At 50.8% G+C, this 1692-nt stretch carries 2 protein-coding genes and 1 pseudogene; 1 reads left to right on the forward strand and 2 read right to left on the reverse strand.

Annotation, left to right across the window (positions count from 1 at the left end; all coding sequences use genetic code 11):
• Window positions 1–443: 443 nt before the first annotated feature.
• Both M8370_RS23270 and M8370_RS23275 read right to left on the reverse strand, forming a co-directional pair.
• A complete protein-coding gene (locus tag M8370_RS23270; protein ID WP_048270303.1) occupies window positions 444–845 on the reverse strand; it encodes a helix-turn-helix transcriptional regulator in 402 nt (133 codons plus the stop codon).
• Window positions 845–1036 (reverse strand): Rop family plasmid primer RNA-binding protein, encoded by a 192-nt coding sequence (locus tag M8370_RS23275; protein WP_049139654.1) that lies wholly within the window; start codon window positions 1034–1036, stop codon window positions 845–847. The genes M8370_RS23270 and M8370_RS23275 overlap by 1 nt, the downstream gene beginning before the upstream one ends.
• Before the next feature lie 433 nt (window positions 1037–1469).
• Here M8370_RS23275 and M8370_RS23280 point away from each other — a divergent pair.
• Window positions 1470–1550, forward strand: a pseudogene (locus M8370_RS23280) (replication initiation protein); the annotation flags it as partial.
• Window positions 1551–1692 lie beyond the last annotated feature (142 nt).

The raw sequence follows: 1692 nt of genomic DNA on the forward strand, positions 1-1692 counted from the left end.
TTCAGGAATCCGGTTCGTCGACGGCCGGCAATCACGTTATGGCAAGTCACCGAACGACTCACCACACGATTCACCGGCGACTCTTCACTAGAGTCGTACCCAGAGTCGCCACGCCTAAAAAACAACCAAACGGGGAGTCGGGTCTAGAGTCGGGTCGTTATTAACTCATTGTTTTTATAGTCCTGAGTCGTTACCGACTCTATGACGACTCGCCGGGGACTCTATGACGAGTCGTCATAGAGTCGGATCTATATAAATCAAATTTAAAAAACGAAATTTTACAGACTTAAACTACTGATATTAAATACAAATCCGCAAAATTTTAATTTTGCGTAGTGTGTGGATATTTTTAGTGGTGAGGAGCGTTCAGAAATCCGGCGATTTTTTGGAAGGTTCAGGAACTCCCCGGGATGGCCGGAGAGGAAAACGGAAGCATGACGGGGTCAGGATTTTTTCCAGAATTTCCACCATGGCGCCGGGGATTCAGTTAATTTTGCCTGGTGATTTTCAAGAAGGAGCATGGCCTGTTTCAGGCTGTCAATGTGCGAATCCTTGGACAAAAGTAAGATATTCAGGTGTTCAATCTCCTGTTTCAGATGACGAATCACCTGTTCACTCTGGTCAGCAGAGGCTGTATCACGCTGTTCGGAGACCTGTCCAGAATGGTGTTCACCCTTCGGTTGCTCAAAGGGACCAAAGACACGTAAAAGCTCTGAAGTATCTACCATTTTTGCATTGCGCTCACCACTACAGGTGGACAGGTCACCTGTTTTAATTAACCTGTGCAGTGTTGTTCTACTCTTACCCGTCAGTCGGGCAGCCTCACTAATAGACACTCTGGCCATCAGTTACCATCCTGTAATGCATCCAGTCTCGAGGACAGTGTACGGAAAAGATGCTCCGCATCATCGTGGAGTTCCTCACAAAGGTCGGCCTCGACATCGAGATCAAGCTCGTTAAGCTTCTCCAGCAGGAGCAGAGACTGATTCTGGATGAATTTAGCCATGTTCAGCGCTGTTTTCTGTTGTTTCGTCATAAGAGGCCTCAGAGCGTCAGTGCTCAATGTAGGGATGTTCTCTTTTCCGCTTCCTCGCTCACTCAGTCGCTACGCTCCTGCCGTTCGGCTGCGGCGAGCGGCAGGAGCATGCGTATAAAAGCTCGAGAAAACCGAGCGATCGCGTGATGGGGAGAAGGAGAGGCCGCACAGCGGCCGTTTTTCCATAGGCTCCGCCCCCCCTGACAAGCATCACAGAAACTGACGCTCAAATCAGTGGTGGCGAAACCCGACAGGACTATAAAGATATCAGGCGTTTCCCCCTGATGGCTCCCTCGTGCGCTCTCCTGTTCCGACCCTGCCGCTTACCAGATACCTGTCCGCCTTTCTCCCTTCGGGAAGCGTGGCGCTTTCTCATAGCTCACGCTGTTGGTATCTCAGTTCGGTGTAGGTCGTTCGCTCCAAGCTGGGCTGTGTGCACGAACCCCCCGTTCAGCCCGACCGCTGCGCCTTATCCGGTAACTATCGTCTTGAGTCCAACCCGGTAAGACACGACTAATCGCCATTGACAACGGCCACTGGTAGACAGGATGTGCGAGAGATGTATCGAGAGTTCTTGAAGTGGTGGCCTGACTGCGGCTACACTGAAAGGACAGATTTGGTGACATGTCTCGCACAAGACTGTTACCACGGTTCAG

The organism is Enterobacter cloacae complex sp. OE43NF, from assembly GCF_023544405.1.
Taxonomy (GTDB): Bacteria; Pseudomonadota; Gammaproteobacteria; order Enterobacterales; family Enterobacteriaceae; genus Enterobacter; species Enterobacter cloacae.